Source organism: Streptomyces sp. H27-C3 (assembly GCF_030063415.1).
In the GTDB taxonomy this organism is placed as follows: domain Bacteria; phylum Actinomycetota; class Actinomycetes; order Streptomycetales; family Streptomycetaceae; genus Streptomyces.
The window spans coordinates 29,174-50,406 of the sequence record NZ_JASITA010000045.1; the positions used below are offsets into that span (position 1 = coordinate 29,174).

A 21,233-nucleotide genomic window follows, 5' to 3' on the forward strand; every position below is an offset into this window, starting at 1 on the left:
CAGGTGACCACCGAGTCCTTCCTCATCTACCGTTCCCGGCCGCTGCGGCGGCCCCAATGCCATCCCCGGATTCGCGGGGCCTACGGAGACCCACACGATGAATCGCTTTCCGCGTATCGAGCAGTACGGCCTGATCGGCGACATGCAGACCAGCGCCCACGTCTGCGACGACGGCTCGATCGACTGGCTGTGCCTGCCCCGTTTCGACTCGTCGGCCGTCTTTGCCGGCCTGCTCGGCACGCAGGAGCACGGATCCTGGCAGATCGCTCCGGCCCCGCCTACCGACGGATCCGACGGCGGAGCGGTCGCCGAGCGCCGGTACCTCGGTGACTCACTCGTCCTCGAATCGGGGTGGCGCACCCTGACCGGCTCGGTCCGAGTGCTCGACTTCATGCCGCCCCGCGACGGGGCACCCCAGGTGATCCGCATCGTCGAGGGCGTGACCGGCGAGGTGCCGATGGTCTCGGCTCTGCGTCCGCGTCCGGGATACGGCAGGGTCAGCCCGTGGATCCACGAGGTCGGAGGCCGCATGGTCGCGGAGGCCGGCGCGGACGCTCTGTGGCTCGACACCGGCGTCCAGCAGGTGGAGAAGGACGGCGTCATCGTCAGTGCCTTCGCCGTCGCCGCGGGACAGAGCGTGGCGTTCGTGCTCAGTTGGTGCCCCTCCCACGCAGCCGCGCCGGTCGTTCCCGACCCGGAGGCCGCGCTCGCCGAGACGCTCGCCTTCTGGCAGGACTGGGCGAAGGAATGCACCTACGACGGGCCCTTTCGCGAGCCCGTGGTCCGTTCCTTGATCGCGCTGAAGGCGATGACCTATGCGCCGAGCGGAGGGATCGTCGCGGCGCCAACCACGTCGCTGCCCGAGGAGATCGGCGGCGGACGGAACTGGGACTACCGCTTCACCTGGCTACGCGATGCCTCCACGACGCTGGCGGCCTTGCTGGGGGCCGGGTACCGGCAGGAGGCGCAGGCATGGCGGGAATGGCTGCTGCGGGCGGTCGCCGGCGACCCGGAGGACCTGCAGATCATGTACGGGATCACCGGTGAACGTGATCTGCGAGAAGACGTGCTGTCGTGGCTTCCCGGATACGAGGGATCAGCCCCGGTGCGGGTGGGGAACGGGGCGGCGGACCAGCTGCAGCTCGACGTGTACGGCGAGGTGATCGAAACCCTGTACCTCGCGCACCAGAACGGTGTCGCCCACTGCGCCGACACCGCGGTCCTGCACCAGAAGCTCATCGAGCACCTGGTCCAGCGCTGGCAGGAGCCCGACGAGGGAATCTGGGAGATCCGCGGGGCACGCCGACACTTCGTGCACTCCAAGGTGATGGCCTGGGTGGCCATCGACCGCACCATCCGCCTGGCCGAAGCCGGCGCCCTCGATATGAACCTGGACACCCTGGTCGAGCTGCGCGAGACGATCCACCGCGAAGTCTGCACCCAGGGGTTCGACTCGGAGCGCAACACCTTCACACAGTCCTACGGCTCGCAGGAACTGGACGCTGCCACGCTGCTGATTCCCCGCGTCGGCTTCCTTCCGCCCGACGACCCGCGTGTCATCGGCACCGTGGACGCGGTATGCCGGGAGCTGTCCACGCCGGACGGGCTCGTGCGCCGGTACCCGACGATCGGCAACCACGCCGGGGTGGATGGCCTGAAGGGCGATGAGGGCGCCTTCATCCTCTGCTCCTTCTGGCTCGTGGATGCCCTGGCCCTGACCGGACGACTGGATGAGGCCCACGCCCTGTTCGAACGTCTTCTCGCACTGCGCAACGATCTCGGGCTCCTGGCCGAGGAGTACGACCCCGTCGAACAGCGCCAGCTCGGGAACTTCCCTCAAGCGTTCAGCCACATGGGCCTGATCCAGAGCGCCCGGCTCCTTCATCTGCTGTCCACGCAGTCCTCCCCTCACGGAGGCGCGGTCGCGGTTCCGGCGCCCCGTTCCCCCTCACGCGGGCCGCGACAGACCTGTAAGGCCCTGACGTCGCAGCACGCCTAGCCGTCCCTCCCCAATGACGAGGATTTCCATGTCTGACAGCGCGTTCCCGACACGGCCGGCCGCGACCGGCCACCGCCGAAGGCGGTCGCCGCGGGCCGATGCCTTCACGGTGCACTGCGTCCGTCGTGCTGTGGTGCTGCCGCTGCTGCTTCTTGCGGTGCTGCTGGGCGTTGCCTTCAGCGTCTGGGCGGCGGCGGTAGCTCTCGGTTGGCTCTTGGTCGGCCTGGTCTGCGGGCTGACCGGCGTCGGGCTGGTGGCGTCTCGTGGAGTGCTAACGGCTGCTGGTGCCGTGCAGGCGGCCGTAGAGGAACGACGCGCAGCGGAGCTGACCGCGGTCGCAGGGGTTGCGGCGGCCATCGAGAAGTCGGTGCAATGGTCGGCGGACGAGCTGTGCCGAGGGGCACGGCCGCCGCTGCCGGACATGCAGATGCCGCAGCCGACCTCTGCGACCGCAGAGATCGACAAGGCATTGGGTGCACTCCAGGTGCAGGCCCTTACCTCGCTGATACGCGTCCACGATGAGTCCCAGTCCGTCGTCCTTCTGGAAGTGCTGCGCCGCCTGGCCATGCGGGAGCACGCTCTGGTTGGGAAGGCCCTGGCGGCGCTCAGCCAGCTGGAGATGCTGACCGACGACCCGGAGCTGCTAGCGAAGATCTTCGAGATCGACCACCTCGTGACGCGGGTGCGTCGCCAGGTGGAGAGCACCGCGGTGCTCGGCGGACAGTCGCTGCGCAGCGTGCGCCGGCCGGTCCCGGTCACGACCACGCTGCGCGGTGCGATCTCCGAGGTGGTGCAGTACCCACGCGTAGCAGTCGCGGCCGGATCCGTGGGCACTGAGCTCGGTCTGCCGGGACACGTGGGTCCGGACCTGACACACCTGTTGGCCGAGCTGATCGAGAACGCCTGCGAGTGCTCCGATCCGATGACGAAGGTGATGGTGCGGGCGCAGCGCGTGCCGAACGGGCTGGCGGTCGAGGTCGAGGACCGGGCCATCCCCATGCATCCCCAGACGCGCGCACAGATGAACCGTCTGCTCAAGGCCCCCGACGAGGTCGACGTCAGCGGGCAGGTACGAGCCGGACAGCTCGGGTTGCTGGTCGCCGCGAAGATCGCCCAGTCGCATGGGCTGTCCGTTCTCCTGCAGGAGAACGTGACGGGTGGCACCACTGCGCTGGTCATCATTCCGGCACGGCTCCTCGTAGCGATTCCTCCCGTCGGTGACGCGGGCGCCCGCCACCCGGAAAGGCGCCCATCCGCGCCCCCGTCGCCGGGGCAGGCCGCCGCAGCGACGGCCGATTCCTCGGCAGGGCAGGTCAAGCACCCGATCACCGTAGGCGCGCCCAGGGCCGACGAGACGGGGCACGCTGCTCCCGCGCCCGACCTCCCCCGGCGTACGCGGCAAGCTGGTTCATTCCCTCACCCACGTGAGCGGGAGCAAGCCCCTGCGACCGCGGCGACGCCAGGGCTCGCAGCTGCCTTCCGCACGGGTATGGCCGGCGGGGCCGCCGCTTCTCCTCCCGCTTCGGCAGAGCACCCCAGCCCCTGATCATCGCCCGTTCCCTCCGCGTTCCCGGTGGCCCTGACGCATCCGCCGACCCTTCCCCTTCTGGAGCGATCCCCATGAGCACCCACCCTGAGATGAACCACGTGGCGACCGGTGTCGCACCCGCATCCGAGGCGACGGCGAGTGATCAGCGGGAGCACATGGCTTGGCTGCTGCGGCAGTTCGCCGCCGACGTTCCGGGCGTCACGCACGCCGTCCTGCTGTCGCGGGACGGGTTGCGGCTGGAGGACAGCGACGTCGACAAGGACTGGGCGGACGAACTGTCGGCCTCGCTCAGCGGAGTGGCCTCCCTCGCCTCGAACACCCGCGGCCCCAGCAACCAGCTGCGGCCGGCCAGTCAGGTCATCATCGAGCGAGACGACTGCCTGCTGTTCGTCCAGAGCGCTGGTCCCAACACGGCCTTCGACAAACACCCCGGCCGCGGCGGTGTGGTGAACGCGATCCTCGCCGTCGTCGCCACCACGGACGCCGACGTAGGCACTATCGGGTTCGAAATGGGGCGTCTGGTAGGGAAGTTCGACACTCACATGCAGACCCCCGTCCGAGTCGGCACCGGTGATGAAGTCCGGTGAGCACACACGGCGACGCGGCCGAGGACTCGACGTTCGTGAGGACCTACACGCTGACACGCGGGCGCACCAGGCCGCGGCACCTGCTGGGCCTGGACACCGTGCTGAACGCCGGGCCCGGGCGGCCCGGCCCAGGTCAGGCCGAGGAATGCGAGGAGATCCTCGCCCTGTGCCGGGAGCACCGGCGTTCGGTGACCGAGCTGGCGGGACGACTCGGCCGCCCCGTCACCGCCGTCAAGATCCTCATCTCGGACCTCCTGGACGCCCACGCCCTGGTCGTCTCCGTCACCGATGCCTATGCCGCCTCCGGCACAGACGCGGATGAACGTCCCACTACCCACCTATTGGCGGCCCTCTCGGCGGGCCTGAAGAGGAAGTGGCCCGATGCCATCGCGTACCCCCAGGCCGGATGACCCGACCGTGACTCTGCGGACTCCGTCGCGCCCGCAATCCGGTGGACCGACTGTGCTGAAGATCGTGATCGCTGGGGGCTTCGGCGCGGGCAAAACCACCGCCGTGGGCGCCGTCAGTGAGATCAAACCGCTGAGCACGGAGGAGTACCTGACCGAGGCAAGCGCTGACGTGGACAGCCTGGAGGGCGTCGAGGCCAAGCAGACCACCACGGTCGCCTTCGACTTCGGCCGCCTCAGCCTGCCCGACGCACCCGTGCCTCTGGAGCTGTACCTGTTCGGCACGCCCGGCCAGGACCGGTTCGTCGACCTCTGGTACGACCTCTCCCGCGGAGCCGTCGGCGCGGTCATCCTGGTCGACACCCGCCGCCTGGACAGCAGCTTCACCCCTGTCAGCTTCTTCGAAGACATCGGCCTGCCCTTCGTCGTCGCCGTGAATCACTTCGACGGAGCCCACCGCTACCACCCCGAACAGGTCCGCGCCGCCCTCGAACTGCCCACCTCTGTACCGGTGGTCACCTGCGACGCCCGCAATCCGAACCACGTCGCCGGCGTCCTGCTGACCCTCGTCGGCCACGCCGTGAAGAACTCTCCGGCAGGACGCGTTCACCCCACATCCACTACGACCCTCCAGGACGCCTGATGTCATATCAGCCCAACGACCCCTACCTCGTGCCGCAGGCCGCCCCATCCGCCCTGTCCTTACCGCAACGCGGCATGCGGGACACCGCCCGCGGGCTGGCCATCCCGGCCGGCGCCGCCGTCACCGGCCCGCAGCCCCAGCAGTCGAGCGAACTGGCGCAGCGGTATGAGCTGCTGGAACGCCTGGGCGTGTCCACCGCCGCCAGCCAGGACTTCGACGAGCTGGCCCGCGACATGGCCGAGCAGGCCGGATTCCTGTACGGGTTCGTCAATCTGTTCCTGGAGGAGCAGACCTTCGTCGGACTGCACCAGCCGCCCGCGGACAGCGGGTACGTCATCGTCGGCCGCACCATGAGCCACGACCACGGCTGGTGCCCGGAGGTCGTGGCGCGCAAGAAGGCCCTCCCGCTGCACGACGTGCACGCCAGCCCGCGCTTCAGCGGCAACCACGTGGTCGACGCGGTCGGGATCCGCTCCTACTTCGGCGCCCCGCTCATCCACGACAGCGGCACCGTGCTGGGCACGGTCTGCGTCATCGACCCGGAGAAGCGGCCCCTGAGCGAGGCCCGACGGCTCAGAGACATCGTCATCAGCACCGGTGCCCAGGCGATGGACCGCATCGCGCCCGCGCCCGTCCGCTAGGCCCGTTCCACCGCCCCCACCCGGGAGCCGCAAGCGATCCCCGGCCGCTCCACCGCGCGAATTCCACCCAGGGAGAGGGAGACGACCATGCCCGCCACACCCGCCCCACCGCCTCCGGCGCTGCGCCCCTATCTCACCGCCAGCCACGAACTGCTGTGGAACGAGGCGGACGCCTTCGCGGCCGAGCACGTCGCGCCGCGCGCCGCGCGGATGGAGGCCGCCCCAGGCAGCGTGGAGCGCAAGGTTGCCGATCTGATGGCCGCGCGGGGCTGGTTCGCCGTCACCGTCCCGTCCGCCTTCGGCGGTCTGGGCGCCGGCCACGTGGCCAAGACGGTCCTGATCCACCGCATCGCCTGCGTCTCGGCGGCTGCCGCAGCCATCCTGCAGGCCACCCTGATCCCCGTCGGCGCCCTGCTGCACTTCGCCACCTACGAGCAGAAGAGCCGCTGGCTGCCGGGCGTGGCGGACGGTTCGCTGCTCTTGTCGATCGCCGTGACCGAACCGACCGCCGGCGGGCACATCGGCGGCATCGAGGCCACCGCCGAGAAGGCTGGCAATCACTGGGTGATCACCGGCAGCAAGGTCCATATCGGCAACAGCCACCTTGCGGGAGCCCACCTCGTACTCGCCCGGACCGCCGAGGCGGGCGTGCGCACCTCGCAGGCACTGACCGCGTTCATGGTCGAATCCGACCGCCACGGACTCTCCGTCAACGACCACCGCCCCGGCCTCGGCCTGCACGGCTTCTCCGCCGGCCGCCTCGACCTCGACCACGTCCGCGTGCCCGCAGACAACATGGTCGGAGAGATCGGCCAAGGACTGAGCGTTTCGCAGAGCAGCAGCATCCTGTACGGCCGTCCCAACCTGGCCGCGATCAGCCTCGGGATCCACGAGACGGTCGTCGCCACCACTGCTACCCGCCTCAAGGCACGCCCCCGCTACCAGGGCGCCCTGTCCGATCTGCCGGTCCTGCGGGACCGCATCGGTGACATGGAGGCCCGCCTGCGCGCCGCACGCATCCTGGCCTACCAGTCCGTGCACCTCCTCGACCGGGGCCTCTCCTGCGACGCCGACCTGATCAACGCCAAGTACCTGGGCCACCAGTGGGCGACGCAGTCCACCCAGGACGCCATGGAACTGCACGGCGCCCAGGCCCTCGACCGCGACTACGTCCTCCAGCGCCTGTGGCGTGACATCCAGCACACCTACCCACCCGCCGGAACCGGCGAAGTCCAGCGAATACGCCTGGCCGAGGCTGCCTTCGACGAGGACCACATCCAGTGGTCCGAACGCCTCGCCGCCGAAGCTGCCTGGGCACAGCCCGACCCCACCGCCGCATGAACCCCCTTCTGCGGCACCCCGCGAATTCAATCCGCTTCGCACGAGCCCGTACCGCAGGCCCCGCCCCCCGCAAGGGCCGGCGGACCACCCGGCGACCGTCAACGCAGCAGAGAGAGACAGCCGTGACCCCGTCCATGACGACCAGCGCCCCGATCACACCGCTGAAACCGACCCACCAGCGCGTCGCCCAGCATCTCGTGAACGGTCTCACCACCCAAGACATCGCCACGAGGACCGGGCTGTCGCCCCACACGATCCGACAGTACGTCCGCGACATCCGGGTGAGCGTCCACTGCCCACCCCGCTGCAAGCCACAGGTTCTCGCGCAACTCCTGTTGGCTGCCAAGCAAGTCGCCCCGCCCACGCCGGACCGGCCAGCGCCTGAGCTCAACGCGGAGCAGCAGCTACTGCTGCGGGCGGTCTCTGAGCACAGCACCCCTTACGCCATCGCCCTCGCCGCCAAGATCGCCCCCGCCGATGTCCGGTCCGCACTCGACGAACTGCTCGATGTGACGGGCGCCGCCGACGTCACTCAGCTCGTCATCCTGGCCCACGCATGGGGCCTGCTGGGCGCCAGGCCGACCGGCACGGTGGAGAACGGAGCGAGCCAGTGAACACGTCACCCGCCGTGCCGGTCACCGAGCCGCCTCCCGCGCCCCGGCACCAGCGCGCACCAGCCACCGTGTACGAGATGAGGACTCTGGGCACGGACGCCGAGCGCGACGAGGCCGTCGCACTCGTCCAAGACCGTCAGCGCTGGCTCGCCATGCGCGGCCTGCCAGTACCCGCCCGAACCGATATCCCGGCCCTGTTCCGCGACCCGCAGGCGAAGCTGGCAGGGCTGTTCGAGGACGGGCTGCTGCTCGCCTGCATGCTCCCGCAGCGCGCCCCCGACCTCGGATGGGGCGAGGGCCCGTGCCTCTTCCTGGGCTCCGTCCACACCCTGCCCAACCGCTCCGACGACACCGTCCAGCTGATCACTCTGTGGGCATCGGACTTCGCCGCCCGGCTGGACCTACCGCTGGTGCGCGCTGAGGTCCTGGCACGTCACGCCCTCGACGTTGATCCGATTGCACAATTCCTTCGTCGGCTCACCGACATGGGCTGGGACGTGCGCGGATCGGGCACGGGGCAGCACGAGGAGCGGGTCGCTCGCCTCGAACTCATCGCCGAGCAGCGCTCTGGGCTGGGCGCACTCATCAAATGCCAGGTCCACGAGCCGCAGTCCATCGCAGACAGCCGGAGCATCGCGTGACGGCCGCCGAACCGCTGCGGCCGGACCTCGCCCGCGAACTCATCGCCCGCGCAACGCAGTCGGCAGCGCGGCGGGCCAAGCGCGTGCGCAACCACCTCGACGCCGTACAGCTCGGCCAAGGCCGTCACGCCGACCACGCCGACACCAAGATCCTGCGTCGCATCCTGGCCGAACACGACTGGCCCGGCCACCGCCTCGTCGGCCCGGATGCGGCGCGCGCCGCATGGAGCCTGGCTCTTCACGCCGACGACGACGCCGACTTCCAGCGGGCGGCCACCACCCTGCTGGAACGCGCAGTCCAGGACGGCGACGCGCGCATCCAGCACTGGGCACACCTCTACGACCGCACCCTGGCCAACAGCGGTCGCCCGCAGGAGTTCGGGACCCAACGGATCCTCACTGCGACAGGGGTTGAGCTGTGCCTGGTTCGCGCGCCGGACTCTTTGGACCAGCGAAGAGCCTCCGTCGGACTGTCACCGATCGCCGTCGCCTTGGAGACGGTGCGTCGCCGGCTCGCCCAGGATCACCAGGCCGACGACTCCTCGACCGTCGTACTCGCGGAGGTCGCATGACCCAGCGAGCCCCGCCCACTCCACCGATCCGACTCACCCACCGCCCCCTGACCTGAAACGGACCGTTGACGTATGAAGCTCACCACCGTTGTCCTCACTGCCGGCGCTGCCGTCTCCCTCGCGAACGCTGCGGTCGGAGCCGCCCGGCTTCGGCAGGAGGCACGGCACCAGGCCGAGCGGAACGAGGCGACCGTCGCGCGGAATCAGCTCGACTGGCTGGCCCAGATGTCCACCAACCCCGACCTCGCCAAGCTGTGGAAGCCCGAGGACATGGACGTTGAGGAGTACGTGCAGTTACTGGCTGCCAACCAGCTCATTTGCGCCCTCAGCCTGCGCGACCGGCTGGGCTTCGTCCGCGACGAAGGACTGCCGTTCTTCGCCTCGATGGTCATGAAAAGCGACGTCTGCAGGCGGTATTGGTCCCGCTTCGGAGACCTCCGCGCCCAGGAGGCGGAGGGCGACGAACGCGCCGAGCAGTTCACCAGGGTGCTGGACCAGGCCGCGAAGGCGCACCAGGAACCGCAGCCCGCAGCAGCCTGACAACACGGGCACCACCGACTCCCAGACGTCGTGGAACAGGCGCGCCACAGTCGCCGCCACCGTCTGGCACCAAGATCCGGGTCCCGACCGGGCCCCGGCCCGCACCACTCATCGCCACTAGGAGGCAAGCATGACCGCCGTGCAGACGGAAAGGCCGACCGCCCCCGCGCAGTCGGACCTCGTGATCACTGACGAGACCGACCCGTTCGGACTCGACATCACCTTCATCGAGGGCACACCGGCGACCGAGACGGTCCTGATGTGCGGCACGGGCGACAACTGCGGCAGCTCCTGCCCCAGCGCCTGCACCACCTCGTAAGCCGGGCTACCCCGGCAACACGGGCCGGACGGGGGCTCTCCCCGTCCGGCCCCGCCCCGCCTGCCATGCCACGACGCGCCGCGCCACGCCACGCCACGCCACGCCACGCCAGAAGCTAAGGAGAGCACTGATGACACGGCACCGGCCCAGTCTGTACGAGGCCGCGGGGCAGGCCATGCTGCGAGCCGCGGTACACACGACCGAGCCCGCCATGCCGCCCTGGCCGACGGGCACGGCACTCGCGGAGGAGTGGCGCGCATGGCTGAGGACGGTGTGGTCCGACACCGAGTTCCGCCGGACCGTTTCGCAAGCGAGCCCCCATCTGGCGGACCAGGTGCAGGCCATCATCAATGGCCGCACACCGAAGGTGCGCCGGATGCGCCGGGCGGCGCTGTCCACCGCCCGCTATGCGATCCGCTACGCCCACCGCTCCACCCCCTACGGCCTGTTCGCCGGCGTCGCCCCGCTCGCCTTCGACCAGACCACGTCTGTCCGCATTGGCGAAGAGCACCAGGCTGTGGCACGCCCTGAGCCGATCGGACTCGAGGAGATGCTCAGCACCTGGGAGAGCGACGCTTCGGGCATGGCCGACGCCGAGGTCTGCGTCAACACCCTGATTCAGCAGCGCGACCAGATCATCCACGTGCCCTCCGAGGGCGACGCCGAGTTCCGCCTCGCCGTCAGCCCCGCACTGCGTCTCGTCCTCGATCTGGCCAGATCGCCGATCGGGTACCGCCAGTTGTCCGAAAAGCTGGTCGCGGAGTTCCCCGCCGTGAGTGACAGCGCGGGCGACCGCCTGCTCGGTGAACTCCTACGGGTGCGGCTGCTGCGCTCCTCGCTGCGTGCGCCCGCCACCGTCGCCGACCCCACCGACGTCTTACCGCCCGCGGCGCGCGCTCAGGCCGTTGGACTGCGGACAGCGTGCGACCTGCGGCTGGACGCCGACGTGCGGCTGCCCGAGCAGGTGCTGACCGAAGTGCAGACCGCGGCGACCGTCCTGGCCCGCCTGGTTACCCACCCGGCCGGAACACCGACATGGCAACGATGGATCGAGCAATTCACCGAGCGCTACGGCGAGCACACCATGGTGCCGGTGGAAACGGCGACGGACCACGACAGGGGCGTGGGCTTCCCGTCCGGGTTCCTCACGGCGAGCGAACCTCCCCGGCCGATGTCGCGACGCGACCGCCTGCTGCTGGAGCTGGCCGGCACCGCCGCCACCGAAGGCAGCCACACCGTCGCGCTGACCGGGGCGATGATCGAGCAACTGGAAACAGCGGCCGGCGACAAGCCCCACAACTTGGCACCCCACCTCGAACTTGCTACACAAGTCCACGCCTGCTCCATCCCGGCTCTGAACCGCGGGGACTTTCGGCTGCGCGTGCTGACCGTCTCCCGCTCGGCCGGATCGATGACCGGCCGGTTCTGGCACCTACTGCCGGGCACGGAGGCGGCGTACGCGACCCTGCCCACCGTCGATCCGGAGGCAGAACTCGCGCAGCTCTCCTTCCACGCCGGACGGGTGCCGGCCGACCTGCTCACCCGCGCGCCGCAGGCCCTGCCACGAGTCGTCAGCGTCGGCGAGTTCCGCCGCCCCGACCGGAACGTCCTCTTCCCCGCCGACCTGTCGGTCGCTGTCGCCGACGGCCGCCCCCAGCTGGTGGAGTCCGCAACGGGCAAGCCGCTGGAACTGCTGGCCCCCACCGCAATCAACTTCCTGTGGAACAACTACACCCCGCCGATGGCCCGCTTCCTCGGCGAGATCAGCCGGGCCGCGTCCCCGCAGGTGACCTGGTTCGACTGGGGGGCCGCCTGGGCTCTGCCCTTCACCCCGGCACTCACCTACCGGCGCACCATCCTCACTGCCGCCCGGTGGAAGATCCGCAGCCGCATACTGCCCGCCCGCACCGCGCCACTTCAGCAGTGGGCGGACCAACTCCACGCCTGGCGGACCCGGTTCCAGGTACCGGACCAGGTACTCCTGACGGAGGACGACCAGCAGCTGGCCCTTGACCTCACCCGCGACGTCGACCTGGACCTGCTGCGCGCGCACCTGGATGCCAGCCCCGTCGGCGTCGCCACCCTCCACGACGCGCCCCCGCCGGATGCCGACGGGTGGATCGGTGGCCGGGCCCACAGCATCGTCGTCCCCCTGGCCAGGCGCTCATGACCTCGACGCCCCTTCCCCGTACGCAGGATCTGTCCGAGGGCGCCCTTGGAATGGCCCTGCTCGACGTCGAGCGCCATGACCTGTCCATCGCCCGCCGCCACCTCGCCCAAGCCACCGCCCGGGGGGTGAGCACCGGCAGCAACGCCAGCCTCTTCCACGGTGCACCCGCCCTGGAGTTCGTCCTGGCCCGTGCTAACGGGTCCGGCGACGACGTCCGCGCGGCCGTCGACCGCGTCGTGGACGCCCGGCTCGCCGCTGCCCAACGCCGTCAGGCGGCCGGCGTGCTGCCCCACCTCGCCGAATGGGATCTCATCCGTGGCCTGACCGGGCTCGCCGCGCTGCTGCTGTCCCGCCCCATCGCGCCCCGGCTGCCCGACGTGCTCGCCTGCCTCGTCGCGCTCGCACACCCCGTCCGCGGTGACGGCCGGATGCGGCCGGGGTGGTGGTCGGCGGTCGGCCCGGACGGGAAGGAGATGACCGGCGGGCACGGCAACAACGGCATGGCCCACGGCATCGCGGGGCCCCTGGCAGTCCTCTCCCTCAGCCTGCGCGCCGGAGTCAGCGTCCCCGGCCAGGAGGAGGCCATCAGCACGTTCGCGACCTGGCTCGACCGGCACGGCGCCCACTACTGGTCCACCGCAGACCACCTGGACGTCGACCAACCACCCGAGACGGAACCGGCACGCCAGTCCTGGTGCTACGGCCAGCCCGGCATCGCCCGCGCGCAACAGCTCGCCGCGCTCGCCCTCGGCGACCCCGCCCGGCGCCAAGCGGCCGAAAACGCCGTCGAGACCATCCTGACCGACCCGCAGCAGCTCGCCCGCATCACAGACTCGACCCTCTGCCACGGCTGGGCCGGACTGCTGACCCTCGCCCGCACGGTCGCCGCCGACAGCCCCGCGCCCGCACGCTTCACCCCAATCCTCCAGGACCTGCACCGACGGCTGGCCGCCGACTGGGAGCACCTGCCCAAACCAGGCTTCCTGGAAGGCCGCGCCGGAGCCCAACTCGCACTGCACGGCGTCGATTCCGCTGATTGGGCCCGTGCCCTCCTGCTCACCTGACCCCCGCCCTACCGCCTCGCAAGGAGTTCCCTGCCCATGACCTTCAACGACGAGAACCTGCCCATCCCACCGGACACCTCCTGGTGGCACGCCTCCGTGGCCTTCCCCGACCCGCACCACAACGCCGCACGCGCCCTGGCCGCCGCGCTCGCCGGACGCCGTTTCCACTTCCTGCGCAAGGACGCCGGCGTGCGCCTGCGCACCCAACAGCCCCTTTCCGGCCTGCTGGACCAGCTTGTCGGCGACCGTGTGATCAGCGGCTGGACGGGCGGGATCTACGAGCCAGAGATCCATGCCTTCGGCGGCCCCGAGGGCATGGAGGTCGCGCACGACGTGTTCTGCGCCGACAGCCCGGCCGCGCTCGCCGAGACCGGTACCCCTGGCGCTCGCGAGCGCAGTGTGATGCTGCTGTCCGCCATGATCCGCGCGACGGGGTTGGACCCCTTCGAAGCCGGAGACGTGTACGCCCGGTGGGCTGCCCTGCGGCCCCCCGTCGACCCGCCCCAGGGGCGCGCTCTGGAGCAAGCCGTTTCCGCAATGCGGCGGCTGATGAACGCGGACGCCGCCCTGCGCCCGCAGCCGGAAGCGGGCTGGGGCGAGCGCATCGCGGCGTTCGAGGACGCCGGCCACCGCCTGCGCCGGCTCGCCGCCGACGGCCGACTGATACGCGGAATCCGGAGCGTCCTCGCCCACCATGCGATCTTCGCGTTCAACCGCGCGGGCGTGCCTGTCGAAGCGCAGGCCGCCACCGCGTGGCTCGGCCGTCACGTCGCCTTCTCCACCGGAGAAGGAGCTGACGTGTCTACCCGCAAGTCCGTCCAGACGGACCCTAACCTCCCTCGAATGGAGACCACCGTGACACCCGTAACCGACCCCAACCAGCTGCGCGAAGCACTCGCCCAGCGACTCGTCGACAGCGGCCACCTGCGCAGCCAGGCTGCCATCGACGCGTTCCGCACCACCGACCGGCACGCCTTCCTGCCCGGCGTCGACCTAGAGAGCGCGTACAAGGAGGACGCGGTGCCGATCAAGCACGACGAACACGGGGAGATGATCTCCTGCATCTCCGCGCCGTCTGTCGTCGCCACCCAGCTCGAACAGCTGGGAGCCCAGCCCGGTCACAAGGTCCTGGAAGCCGGCGCCGCCACCGGTTACAACGCCGCCCTCCTCGGCAGGATCGTCTCGCCCGGCGGGCAGGTGTGGACCCTCGACGTCGACGAGGACCTCATCGCCGGCGCGAGCAAGCACCTTGCAGAAGCAGGCGTGGAGAACGCCACCGCGGTGATGGCCGACGGTGCGGCCGGACTGCCCGAGCATGCCCCCTACGACCGCATCCAGTTCACGGTCGGCGCGGGCGACGTCCCCGTGAAGATCCTCGACCAGCTCGCGCCCGGCGGTCGCCTGGTCCTGCCGATGCGTATCCGAGGCAGCATCTCCCGCTCCTTCGCCTTCGAACGCGACGGGGACACGTGGAAGACCGTCTCCTGCGAGATGGCCACCTTCGTCCCGCTGCGCAAGGGCGTCTGCGACGACGTGTACACCCTCGTGCAGATGGCCGGAGAGGGCAACGTGCGCCTGGAGACGTTCAGCGAGCAGAACGTCGACCGCGACGCCCTGCGCACGGTGCTGGATCAGCAGCAGACCAAGCTCTACACCGGGGTGAAGTTCCGGCAGGGCTCGGCATGGGAGTGGCTGTACCTGTACCTGGCCTGCGGGCTGCCCAACGGTCTGTCCCGACTGCCGGGCCAGCGCCCCGGGTTCACTCCGCACTTCGGGTGGGGGTCCATGGCTGCACTCGACGCCGGGTCGCTCGCCTACCTGACCATCCGCGAGGGTGAGGACGCGGTGGGCCGGTACTGGGAGGTCGGCGTGATCGGCCATGGCGAGGGCGGCTCCGACCTCGCCGACCTCGTCGTGACCGAGATCCGGGCCTGGGACGCGAGTGGCGGCAACGACGCCCCCGAACCCAGCTTCCGGATGGCCGTCGCCGACTCCCGGGACCGGCTGACGGCGGACGATGCGCGCTTCGTCGTCGACAAGCCCTACAGCCGGCTCGTTGTCGACTGGGCGCGCAAGGGCTGAGCCGATGATCCCCCCGATAGCCAGCCGGATACCCCTGGTCCGCCGCACCAAGGCGCCCGCGCTTCCCTTGGAGGAGCGCATCAACCACCTCACCGGGCTGACCGTCGCACCTGCAGGTGCGGGCCACTACGACCTGGTGGCCCGCACCTGCAGTGTCCTCAACTACGCCGCACTCATTACCTCCGACGTCGGCCTGTCCGGCCTGGCCACCGATCTGTGCTGGCGCCAGCACCAGGTCTTCGCCGACGCCGGACGCCTGAGCGGGCCGATCGGCGTCATGTCGCTGATGCCGCTGGTCAACCTCTCCCGGCTACTGACACGCGACGGCCAAGGCGAAGCGGCCTACGATCTCCTCACCCGCCTCAACCAGGCCGCCCGTCAGCGAGGAAAGTCCGAGATAGACGGCCGCGTCGTCGACCTGTCCTCCCTGACCAGCACCGAAGCCGATCACCGGCAGGTGTGCCAGGAGCTGTGGGTCACTGTGCTCGTGGACGGCGCCCGCGCTCTCGCACGCATCGGCCGGTGGACCGAAGCGGCCGAGGCCATGGCCCACCACCGCGGCATCGGCAACCGGCTCCTCGACGGTCGCCAGATCAAAATCATGGCCCTGATGGAACAAGGGCGAAACCAGCAGGCCCTCGACCTGATCGACACCGCCCAGCCCACAGAGCCCTGGGAGACCTCCATCTGTCTGCTTCTGCGCGCCCACTGCAGTCACGTCGGCGTACCGGTTGCGCAGGCCGACCTCGAACATGTCCTGGACGAAGCCGCCGCGCTCCTCACCCCTCCCGATCCGTCGACCGCCGTGTTCCAGACCCGGGCGGGCCTGACTGCCTTCGAACTGGACCCCGACGGGCCGTTTGCAGGCACTCTCACCAAAACCATCACCAACGTGGCCCAGCTCGACGCCTACGCCGCCCGCGATGTACTGCACCACCCCCTCGCCGTGTCCGCGCTGGACGCGGGTTCGACCCTCGCACTCAACGGGGTGATCGCCGCGGCCGGACTGGGATCCGGCGCACTGCCCGCCCACCACTACGAGGCGCTGACGGGTGCGGTCGCCCATGCCGAGGCAGAGCTGGAAAGGCTGCTGAAGACCGAACGAGATCTCTGCTAGGAGCGGGACGACCGGGAGGAACTGCCGGATTCTCTTCGCCGCACGGCAGCGTCGGCGTTTCGGCCAATTTCCACCCGGAGCCGCTCCAAGCCAGACCAGGGATCCCGCGCCTGCAAGGTTCCGCACGCAGGAGATAGCGGGCTTCCCAGCACGACCGAATGACGTGTGTTCGATATCGCAGCCGTGTCGTTAGACCTGGCGACTCTGCCGCAGCGACCGTCCTAGGGGGAACGATGACCTCGGCCATTACACAGGATCAGCCGCCGCAACCACCGAAAGGGACCCGGTCGGACGACGAACCGCAGGAAGCCAGTGTTCGAGAAGAGGAGTACCTCTACCGCGATGAGTCACGGCTCCAGGCCGGCTCCCAGTTAACGTCGCGCACCATGGCGCGGCGCCTGCCCTCACTCGTGCGGCGCTCCGTACAAATGGCCTGGCGGGTGGACCGCGGAGCGACCATCGGACTGATGGTGTGCCAGATCGGAACCGGCGTCCTCGCAGCCTTGGGCCTCCTGGCCGTCACGGGCACGATCAACGCGCTGATCTCCTCGGGCGACATCACCGAGCGGCTGTGGGATGCCGCCCCGCAGCTGGCCGTCATCGCCGCTGCCACCGGGCTGCGCGCGGTGCTGGGCATCGCGGTCGTCTGGCTGACCGGCCGTCTGCGCCCGGTGCTCGGCCGAGCCGCGGAGTTGACGATGGTCGAGGCCGCGCTCGGCGCGGAACTGGCAGCCAACAACAAACCCGGCTACAACGACGCCTACGACATCGCCGACCGCGGCGCCCAGGTCACCCCCGACCTCGTCGAAGAAGCGCAGGACATCCTCGCGGCCACCGCCACGCTCGCCGCCGGCGCTACCGTGCTGACCGTCCTGCACCCGCTGCTCCTTCCCCTTCTCTTCCTCGCTTGCCTGCCGCAAGCCGCCGCCTATGTCCGCTCGGCCCGCGTGATCTACCTCGCCGGGCTGGAGACCTCCGGGCGGCGCCGGATGCTGGGCAAACTGCGCTGGCACATGGCTTACCAGGAATCCAGCGAGGAGATGCGGGCCTGCCTGGCCGGCCCCTTCCTGATCGGTCGGTACCGGAAGCTGGCCGCCTCCGTCAACGCCGCTGAACGCCATGCCGCGAACACCGGTGCCTGGATGGGGCTGGCCGGAGCCGTGGCCGGCGGGGTCGCCTCGCTCGCGGTGTGGGCGGCGCTGCTGTGGCTCCTGGCGTCAGGACGGATGAGCCTGGCGGCCGGAGGCGGCGCCGTCTTCGCTCTCCAGACCGCCACCGGCTCGGTGCGCGGCATCATCACCGGCGGGGCCCGCCTGGTGCGCACCGGCTGGTACGTGCAGGACTGGCAGAATTTCCTCGACAACGCCCACGGCCAGGCCATGTCCGACTCCCGCGGCACCAAGCCCCTGGCCGTCGCGCCGCAGCGCTTCGAGGTCCGCAACGTCACATACCGCTACGACGGTGCCCCCAAGGACAGCCTGAGCAACGTCTCGCTGCACATCAAGCGCGGCGAGATCGTGGCGCTGGTCGGGGAGAACGGCTCCGGCAAGTCCACCCTCTCGCGCCTGCTGTGCGGGCTGCTGCTGCCCACCGAGGGAGACGTGGCCTGGGACCACGCCTCCACGGCGGACCTCGATCCGTGGGGATCATGGGAGCATGTCGCGCTGGTGCCGCAGAAATTCACGTATCTACCGCTGACGATGCGCGACAACATCACGTTCGGGCAGGGCGACACCAGCGACGCAGCGCTGCTCGCCGCGTGCGAATCCTCAGGAGCCGCGGAGATACTGCCGGGCCTGCGCTCCGGCTTGAACACCCTCCTGACCAGCGAATGGTTCGGTGGTCAGCAGCTCTCCGGCGGGCAGTGGCAGCGCCTCGTACTTACCCGCGCCTTCCACCGGCAGGCGGCGCTGCTGGTGATGGATGAACCCACGGCCGCCCTCGACGCCCGTGCAGAACACAGGATCTTCGCCGGTCTGCGCGAACTGGCCAAGGACCGGGCGGTATTGCTGATCACACACCGGCTCACCAACGTGGCCCTCGCCGACCGGATCGTGGTTCTGGACGAAGGCCGGATCGTACAGGAGGGCACCTACACCCAACTCACCCAGGAACCGGGGCTGTTTAAGTCCTTGTGGGAACTCCAGCGCCAGATGAGCGGCGGCGCCTGATCACCCCGGCCCACGCTGGATACACCCCTGCCCACCGTCCTGAAAGGCAGCGACACGTGGCCTCTTCCGTCTCCCCTTCGGATCCCGTCGCACCGGGTACCGACCCATCCGTGGCGCAGTTCGCCGCTTCCCGGCACGCGGCGTGGCTCGGCGCCGCCGCAATCATCACCGACGCGGTCGGCCGGGTCCTGCTGGGCCACCCCACCTACAGCAGGGACGACTCGTGGCTGTTGCCGGGAGGCGTCGTCGAATATGGCGAACCCCCGCACGTCACCTGCCAGCGCGAGATCACCGAGGATCTGGGCCTGGATCTGCCCCTGTCGACGGTGCTCGGCGTCCACTCCCTCTCTCCGCACCGCCCCGACCTTCGGCCCGACGCGCCCTGTCCCGGAGAGGTCCGGTTCGTCTTCGACGGGGGGATCCTGACCCCCGACCAGGTGGAGGCAATCCGCCTGCCGCGCGAGGAACTGTCCGAGTTCGCCTTCCTCGAGACCCGGGAGGCGGTGCAGCGTCTGCGGCCCGTGGACGGACAGATCATGCTCGCCGCCTACAGGGCTCGGCTCGGGAACACCGCCACCGCCCACCTTGCCGACGGCCGGCACATCATCGGCACCCCGGCGCTGGACCGCCACGATGTCCACGTTCGCTACCGCCCCATGTGGGACAGCCCCCTCAACCGCGGCCCCGTCCCCAGGCATCTGCCCGTCCAACAAGCTTGGGCTTGGTGCTTCATCCCCGATGGCCGGGTAGTCGTCGTGGCCGCCCCCGGCCCAAGGGGCGCCCTGCCGATGCTGCCCGGCGGCACCGTGGAGAGCATCGACACGACGCCCGAGGACACCCTGCACCGCGAAGCCGCCGAGGAGGGCCAGCTCATTCTGGCCGATCCGGTGCGGCTGGGCTGGGTGCTGGACGAGACCGGTGAGGTCTACGGCGGCGTGGGGCCCAACGCCCGGCTCCGCCTGGCTGCCCGGGTCACCGCCATCGGGCCGACGGCCGTCGACCCCGCAACCGGCCGCCCCTTCGCTCGCCTGCTCGCCACCCCCGCTCAGGCAGCGGCGCTGCTTGGCTGGGGCCTGCCCGGAGCGCGGCAAGCCCAGCTCGCGGCGGATACGGCACGCGACCGGTGGGGCCTGCCCACCGCTCGCGCCGCCGTCATCGAGGAGATCCCGGCGGAGGGGATGCGGCTGAGCTGACCCGAACGACCACCCCACCTCAATTCGTCCCACCCCACGTACCTCTGAGGTAGCCCCATGTCGTTGTCGCACGACCACATCCGACCCACCGTCGAGACCTACCTCGCTCGCCACCCTCACGAGCGCGAGCAGCTCGGCGCCCTCCTGGACGCCCTCGACGGTCCCACCGACATCGCCAGCCGCTCCACCTTCACCGGACACGTCACCTGCGGCGCGATCGTCGTCGACCCTCTCGGCCGCGTCCTGCACGTGCTGCACCTGGCGAGTGGGAAGGTCCTCGCGCCCGGCGGACACACCGAGCCCGCCGACGAGTCCCTGGCAGGGGCGGCGTTGCGGGAGCTGCACGAGGAGGCCGGGATCCCGCCCCAGGCCGTCACGCCGTGGCCCGGCTACGAGACTGTGCCGTTCGACATCGACATCCACGACATCGACGCCCACCCGGGCAAGGGTGAACCCGGGCACCAGCACTTCGACCTCCGGTTCCTCTTCCGCCTGCACTCCGAGACCGAAGCGGAGGTGGTGCTGCAGGAAGAAGAGGTCGGAGGTATCGAGTGGCGTCCCGTGGACCGGGTGACTTCCCCCTCCCTGCGCGAGAAACTGCTCAAGCTCACCCCGGAGGCCGAACCTGAGAGAGCCAACGCCTCCGCCCTGATCTACAACGACCGCGGTGAGTACCTGCTCCACCTTCGCGACTACTTCCCCGGCCGGATCTGGGAGCCGGGCATGTGGTCCCTGCTGGGCGGCGGCCGAGAGCGCCAGGACGGCACCCTGGAAGACACCGTGAGGCGCGAACTGGCCGAGGAGGCCGGCCTCGACCTCGTCGACCTGCCCCCGTTCGGCACCGAGTACGCCTCCGACGATGCCGGCGCGAGCGTGCCCATCGCCATTTATGCCGGCCGTTGGAACGGCGATCCCCGCGAACTCCAGCTGACAGAAGGGGTGATGCTCGCCTGGTTCGCCCCCGACGACCTCCACCGTCTCCGCATCGCAGACACCACCAGCGACCTCGTACGGCGCCACGCCACCAGCCTTCCGGCGACGCAGAGCGGGCCCGAACCCGAGGAGGAGAGTCCGGCCTCACCGCACGACACGGTCCCCAACATCATCGGCGTCCACCTCTATCTGGAGCGGCCCGACGGGACGGTGCTGCTCGGGCTGCGCCACCCCAACTCCACGTTCGCGCCGTCCACCTGGCACGTCCTGGCTGGCCACCTCGCACAGGAGAACGCCATCGCCTGCCTGATCAGGGAGGCACACGAGGAAGCCGGCCTGCACATCGAGCGCAAGGACGTCGAACTCGTCCACGTCGTCCACCACATCGGCAAGCCCAGGAACCCACCCCGCCTGGGCCTGTTCTTCCGCGCACGCGCCTGGCGGGGCGAGCCGGAACTGCGCGAGCCGGACAAGTGCACCCAGTGGAAATTCTGGGACCCCACCGCCCTTCCCGACGATCTCGTCCCCTACACCCGACTGGCTATCGCGAAGATCCAGAACGGGGAGCTGTACAGCGAGACGGGCTGGCCCGCATGACTGGCACACCGGGCGACGCACACCGTCGTCTGTCCACCGCGGCTGCGGTCGGC

Annotated in this window: 19 protein-coding genes; all 19 read left to right on the forward strand. The window is 70.1% G+C overall.

Features of this window, described 5'->3' with window-relative positions; genetic code table 11:
- Positions 1–97 precede the first annotated feature (97 nt).
- Complete coding sequence (locus tag QMK30_RS32185; RefSeq protein WP_283521851.1) at positions 98–1,999, forward strand: glycoside hydrolase family 15 protein; 1,902 nt, start codon at positions 98–100, stop codon at positions 1,997–1,999.
- A gap of 28 nt (positions 2,000–2,027) precedes the next feature.
- Positions 2,028–3,545 (forward strand): ATP-binding protein, encoded by a 1,518-nt coding sequence (locus QMK30_RS32190; protein ID WP_283521852.1) that lies wholly within the window; start codon positions 2,028–2,030, stop codon positions 3,543–3,545.
- Positions 3,546–3,619: 74 nt separating this feature from the next.
- The gene (locus QMK30_RS32195; protein WP_283521854.1) at positions 3,620–4,135 is read left to right on the forward strand and encodes a roadblock/LC7 domain-containing protein; all 516 of its coding nucleotides are present in this window, start codon (positions 3,620–3,622) and stop codon (positions 4,133–4,135) included.
- Positions 4,132–4,545, forward strand: coding sequence for a DUF742 domain-containing protein (locus QMK30_RS32200; protein WP_283521855.1), 414 nt, complete (start codon positions 4,132–4,134; stop codon positions 4,543–4,545). Before QMK30_RS32195 ends, QMK30_RS32200 begins: the two co-directional genes overlap by 4 nt.
- Before the next feature lie 52 nt (positions 4,546–4,597).
- Positions 4,598–5,185: a GTP-binding protein gene (locus tag QMK30_RS32205; protein WP_283521856.1), complete on the forward strand. Its 588-nt coding sequence runs from the start codon at positions 4,598–4,600 to the stop codon at positions 5,183–5,185.
- On the forward strand, positions 5,185–5,826 hold the full coding sequence (locus QMK30_RS32210; protein WP_283521857.1) for a GAF domain-containing protein: 642 nt from the start codon (positions 5,185–5,187) through the stop codon (positions 5,824–5,826). The genes QMK30_RS32205 and QMK30_RS32210 overlap by 1 nt, the downstream gene beginning before the upstream one ends.
- Positions 5,827–5,913: 87 nt before the next feature.
- On the forward strand, positions 5,914–7,167 hold the full coding sequence (locus tag QMK30_RS32215) for an acyl-CoA dehydrogenase family protein (protein ID WP_283521858.1): 1,254 nt from the start codon (positions 5,914–5,916) through the stop codon (positions 7,165–7,167).
- Positions 7,168–7,301: 134 nt separating this feature from the next.
- Positions 7,302–7,781: a helix-turn-helix transcriptional regulator gene (locus QMK30_RS32220; protein WP_283521859.1), complete on the forward strand. Its 480-nt coding sequence runs from the start codon at positions 7,302–7,304 to the stop codon at positions 7,779–7,781.
- Between the two features lie 68 nt (positions 7,782–7,849).
- A complete protein-coding gene (locus QMK30_RS32225) occupies positions 7,850–8,422 on the forward strand; it encodes a hypothetical protein (protein ID WP_502963267.1) in 573 nt (190 codons plus the stop codon).
- Positions 8,419–8,994 (forward strand): DUF6624 domain-containing protein, encoded by a 576-nt coding sequence (locus QMK30_RS32230; RefSeq protein ID WP_283521861.1) that lies wholly within the window; start codon positions 8,419–8,421, stop codon positions 8,992–8,994. The genes QMK30_RS32225 and QMK30_RS32230 overlap by 4 nt, the downstream gene beginning before the upstream one ends.
- 72 nt (positions 8,995–9,066) lie before the next feature.
- Positions 9,067–9,534 carry a DUF6082 family protein gene (locus QMK30_RS32235; RefSeq protein WP_283521862.1) on the forward strand — a complete coding sequence of 156 codons (468 nt, stop codon included), beginning with the start codon at positions 9,067–9,069 and terminating at the stop codon, positions 9,532–9,534.
- A 130-nt stretch (positions 9,535–9,664) separates the two neighbouring features.
- Positions 9,665–9,853, forward strand: a complete 189-nt coding sequence (locus tag QMK30_RS32240; protein WP_283521863.1) for an FxLD family lanthipeptide — start codon at positions 9,665–9,667, stop codon at positions 9,851–9,853.
- Between the two features lie 130 nt (positions 9,854–9,983).
- The gene (locus QMK30_RS32245) at positions 9,984–12,023 is read left to right on the forward strand and encodes a lantibiotic dehydratase family protein (RefSeq protein ID WP_283521864.1); all 2,040 of its coding nucleotides are present in this window, start codon (positions 9,984–9,986) and stop codon (positions 12,021–12,023) included.
- Complete coding sequence (locus tag QMK30_RS32250) at positions 12,020–13,087, forward strand: lanthionine synthetase C family protein (protein WP_283521865.1); 1,068 nt, start codon at positions 12,020–12,022, stop codon at positions 13,085–13,087. Before QMK30_RS32245 ends, QMK30_RS32250 begins: the two co-directional genes overlap by 4 nt.
- Positions 13,088–13,123: 36 nt before the next feature.
- On the forward strand, positions 13,124–15,169 hold the full coding sequence (gene fxlM, locus QMK30_RS32255; RefSeq protein ID WP_283521866.1) for a methyltransferase, FxLD system: 2,046 nt from the start codon (positions 13,124–13,126) through the stop codon (positions 15,167–15,169).
- Positions 15,170–15,173: 4 nt separating this feature from the next.
- Positions 15,174–16,286, forward strand: coding sequence for a hypothetical protein (locus QMK30_RS32260; RefSeq protein ID WP_283521867.1), 1,113 nt, complete (start codon positions 15,174–15,176; stop codon positions 16,284–16,286).
- 233 nt (positions 16,287–16,519) lie between these two features.
- Positions 16,520–18,457, forward strand: coding sequence for an ATP-binding cassette domain-containing protein (locus QMK30_RS32265; protein WP_283521868.1), 1,938 nt, complete (start codon positions 16,520–16,522; stop codon positions 18,455–18,457).
- A 110-nt stretch (positions 18,458–18,567) separates the two neighbouring features.
- Complete coding sequence (locus tag QMK30_RS32270; RefSeq protein WP_283521869.1) at positions 18,568–19,650, forward strand: NUDIX hydrolase; 1,083 nt, start codon at positions 18,568–18,570, stop codon at positions 19,648–19,650.
- 57 nt (positions 19,651–19,707) lie between these two features.
- Positions 19,708–21,180, forward strand: coding sequence for an NUDIX domain-containing protein (locus QMK30_RS32275; protein WP_283521870.1), 1,473 nt, complete (start codon positions 19,708–19,710; stop codon positions 21,178–21,180).
- The last annotated feature ends 53 nt before the right edge of the window (positions 21,181–21,233 follow it).

Coding starts and splice junctions, on each gene's coding strand:
- QMK30_RS32185 (WP_283521851.1), top strand. CDS start 98: ATGAATCGCTTTCCGCGTATCGAGCAGTACGGCCTGATCGGCGACATG.
- QMK30_RS32190 (WP_283521852.1), top strand. CDS start 2,028: ATGTCTGACAGCGCGTTCCCGACACGGCCGGCCGCGACCGGCCACCGC.
- QMK30_RS32195 (WP_283521854.1), top strand. CDS start 3,620: ATGAGCACCCACCCTGAGATGAACCACGTGGCGACCGGTGTCGCACCC.
- QMK30_RS32210 (WP_283521857.1), top strand. CDS start 5,185: ATGTCATATCAGCCCAACGACCCCTACCTCGTGCCGCAGGCCGCCCCA.
- QMK30_RS32215 (WP_283521858.1), top strand. CDS start 5,914: ATGCCCGCCACACCCGCCCCACCGCCTCCGGCGCTGCGCCCCTATCTC.
- QMK30_RS32220 (WP_283521859.1), top strand. CDS start 7,302: ATGACGACCAGCGCCCCGATCACACCGCTGAAACCGACCCACCAGCGC.
- QMK30_RS32235 (WP_283521862.1), top strand. CDS start 9,067: ATGAAGCTCACCACCGTTGTCCTCACTGCCGGCGCTGCCGTCTCCCTC.
- QMK30_RS32240 (WP_283521863.1), top strand. CDS start 9,665: ATGACCGCCGTGCAGACGGAAAGGCCGACCGCCCCCGCGCAGTCGGAC.
- QMK30_RS32245 (WP_283521864.1), top strand. CDS start 9,984: ATGACACGGCACCGGCCCAGTCTGTACGAGGCCGCGGGGCAGGCCATG.
- QMK30_RS32250 (WP_283521865.1), top strand. CDS start 12,020: ATGACCTCGACGCCCCTTCCCCGTACGCAGGATCTGTCCGAGGGCGCC.
- fxlM (WP_283521866.1), top strand. CDS start 13,124: ATGACCTTCAACGACGAGAACCTGCCCATCCCACCGGACACCTCCTGG.
- QMK30_RS32260 (WP_283521867.1), top strand. CDS start 15,174: ATGATCCCCCCGATAGCCAGCCGGATACCCCTGGTCCGCCGCACCAAG.
- QMK30_RS32265 (WP_283521868.1), top strand. CDS start 16,520: ATGACCTCGGCCATTACACAGGATCAGCCGCCGCAACCACCGAAAGGG.
- QMK30_RS32275 (WP_283521870.1), top strand. CDS start 19,708: ATGTCGTTGTCGCACGACCACATCCGACCCACCGTCGAGACCTACCTC.